The following is a 2928-nucleotide window of genomic DNA, read 5'->3' on the forward strand; positions in this document are numbered from 1 at the left end:
TTCCACTGGACATTGACGACCCGATTGAACTAGTCTATATCCAGCATGAAAAAACCAGCCTGTCTAAGATGGGCGAACGCTTTATCGAATACTTACTAGAAGAAGTTCAATTCGATAATTAATAGAAAAATGAAAAAGGGAAAAAGAAAAAGTTAGGAAATAGAAAGTGAAAAAGATACTACTGACCAGTGCTTTAATCCTTTCAATCGCAGGATTAGCACCCGCATCCGTCTTAGGAGAAGAAAACACAACTCAATCGACATCTGCTGTCAAGGAAGCAATTGCCAAAGAAGAAAAGAAAGAATCAAGTGTTGAGGAAAACTCTAAATCAGAAGTTCTTCCGAAAGTAGATGTGCAAGAAGACAAGACAAAAAAAGAAGGGTGGTACCAAGAAAATCACCACTGGCGTTTTTACCAAGATGACAAACCTGCTTTGAACTGGAAACAAATCCAAGGCAAATGGTACTACTTCGATCAAGATGGTAATCGTCTTCATTCTACTGTCTACAAAGGCTACGCCTTTGACCAAGATGGTGTCATGATAGAAAATGGCTGGACCAAACTGGACAATCAATGGTATTATGCTGATTCCTTTGGACGACTAGCTCAGAACACCTGGAAAAAAATTAACGGCTCTTGGTACTATTTTGACCAAATTGGAAGTATGCTCAGCAACACTGCCGTTGACGGCTATCTTCTCACAAAAAGCGGAGCTATGGCAGAAAAGGGTTGGACAAAATTAGATCGAATTTGGTACTATGTCGCTCCTTCTGGAAAGATCTCACAGGATAAATGGGAGAAAATCAACGGTTCTTGGTACTACTTTGACAAAGACGGTGGAATGCTGAGTGCGACAACCTTCAAGGGCTACCTCTTCAACCAGAGTGGAGCTATGGCAGAAAACAACTGGGTCAAAATCAAGGATACTTGGTTCTATGCGAACGGGTCAGGGAGATATGTCCAAGAAAACTGGCAAAAGATTCAGGGTTCCTGGTACTCATTTGACCAGAATGGTGGGATGCTAGCAGACAAATGGAAAGAAAGCTACTACCTTAAAACCAGTGGAGCCATGGCGGAGAATGAGTGGATCTTCGATAAAGCCTACAAGAGCTGGTTCTATCTAAAAGCGGATGGTCGTTATGCAAATCAGGAGTGGATTGGAGCATACTACCTCAAGTCAGGTGGTTACATGGCAAAGAGCGAATGGATTTACGATAACTCTGACAAAGCACGCTACTACCTAGATGATAATGGACATTATGTTTCAGGAACTTACAAGATAGACGGTAAGGAACACCTGTTCCAAAAATACGGCCAATGGATTTCTGAAGTTTCAACTGAAGGTGGATTTGTAAAAGGCCAATACAGCAATACCATTTTCCTAGATCCTGGGCATGGTGGTCGAGATTCAGGTGCCTTTTACTACAATGTAGCTGAAAAAGATCTCAACATGCAGATTTACCGTAAGCTTCGTAGTAAGTTGGAAGAACTAGGTTACAAGGTCCTCACTTCTCGTGATAGTGATATTGACGTTGATTTTGTTACCGAACGTTCTCGTATGGTTAATAAAACCAACTCGGATATTTTTATCAGTATTCACTTCAACGCTACTGGTAATACCTACTCAAAAGCGAGCGGTATTCAAACCTACTCCTATAGCGATGAACCTGATTATCCAAGTAAGATTAATAAATACTGGCACAATCACCCAGATCGTATGAGTGAAAGCAAACGCCTCGCCACTGCCATCCACTCCTCTCTCCTAGCAGAAACAGGGGCCAAAGACGCTGGTCTGTTGGAGAGCAGCTATGCCGTACTACGCGAAACAGCCAAACCAGCCGTTCTCCTAGAACTTGGTTATATGGATAATTTCTCCGAAAACCAACAAATTAGAGATAGCCACTACCAAGATAAACTGGTCGCAGGCATCGTAAAAGGGATTCAAAAATATTACGCTGGTCCGTAAAAAAAGTCTCGAGAAATCTCGAGACTTTTTTATTTATCTTCTTTTTTATCCTTATCAGGAAAGAGGTAGCCAAGTCCTACACAAGCTAGCACACCGGCACCAATCACCAAACCACTTGAAATGGGCAAGAGATCAAAAATAGCATTTGCAATGATAAAAGCAATAATTAAGCACATCAGACTAGCCTTATAGTCTTTTTTCAAAAGATTTTCTAGAGTGAAATAGAGGAATAAGCCAACTGGAATCAGTGACCAGAGGTTGACATCCAAACTTGGCCATCCAACAGATCCGAAATACAATACTAGCGCTGCTGCTACTAAAAATACAAGTCCCAATAATTTTTTCATTTTTTTGTCTCCATTTTCTTTTTTTGGTTCTTGAGTTGTCTGATACTGACCCCTCACGTCCCTTACATGAATCATTATAGCAGAGGAATTTTTCAAGAACAAGCCCTTTTGCCTATCTGGTCAATATCTCTGTCTAAGTGGTTGAGTATTTGTAACAAAAGAAAAAGAAGCCCTAATGGGCTTCTTGATTCTGCCGATTGCAACAGTATTTTTGAACGAATACCATCTAGTTTTTCTTTTCCTTTGACTCTAGAGAAGATTTGATTGCTTCACGATCAGCTTGCAGTTGAGCTAAGTTCTTTTCTGCTTCCTCAAGTTTACTGGTATCTGGTTTCACACGATAATAAACATTTTCTGGTTTCATTAACATAGACCCATAATCTTGTCCTGAAAGTAGTCTTTCCTCAGCATGATTGCTTTTATCCGTAATCTTTCCGTCATCAGCAGGTTGCATAACAACTCCACTTGGCACAGCTACTACTACGAATCCTCCAGCAACAGAATCTTTTACCCATGCACTAATAGACGCTGTCTCAGGGTTACGACTATCTTGACCTTTTGATACCTTTAATCCAACTACAGATTCGTACTTTTGATCATTTGTAAACCAAGTCG

At 40.6% G+C, this 2928-nt stretch carries 2 protein-coding genes and 2 pseudogenes; 2 read left to right on the forward strand and 2 right to left on the reverse strand.

Annotated elements, in window-relative coordinates; all coding sequences use genetic code 11:
* Together GMD4S_RS13310 and GMD4S_RS07625 are read left to right on the forward strand one after the other, a co-directional pair.
* Positions 1–122 (forward strand): annotated as a pseudogene (locus GMD4S_RS13310) (LysR family transcriptional regulator); the annotation flags it as partial.
* 44 nt (positions 123–166) lie between these two features.
* Entirely contained in the window at positions 167–1966 is a 1800-nt protein-coding gene (locus tag GMD4S_RS07625; RefSeq protein ID WP_000722526.1) for an N-acetylmuramoyl-L-alanine amidase, read from the forward strand.
* A gap of 29 nt (positions 1967–1995) precedes the next feature.
* On the opposite strand, the gene GMD4S_RS07630 is transcribed toward GMD4S_RS07625, so the two are convergent.
* Positions 1996–2313 (reverse strand): LiaF transmembrane domain-containing protein, encoded by a 318-nt coding sequence (locus GMD4S_RS07630; protein ID WP_000734665.1) that lies wholly within the window; start codon positions 2311–2313, stop codon positions 1996–1998.
* Positions 2314–2539: 226 nt separating this feature from the next.
* Positions 2540–2928, reverse strand: a pseudogene (locus GMD4S_RS13525) (hypothetical protein); the annotation flags it as partial.

This window comes from Streptococcus sp. GMD4S (assembly GCF_000296955.1).

What these genes read in the sequence shown, in the direction of transcription:
- GMD4S_RS07630 (WP_000734665.1), bottom strand. Translation starts at nt 2,313, where the DNA reads ATGAAAAAATTATTGGGACTTGTATTTTTAGTAGCAGCAGCGCTAGTA.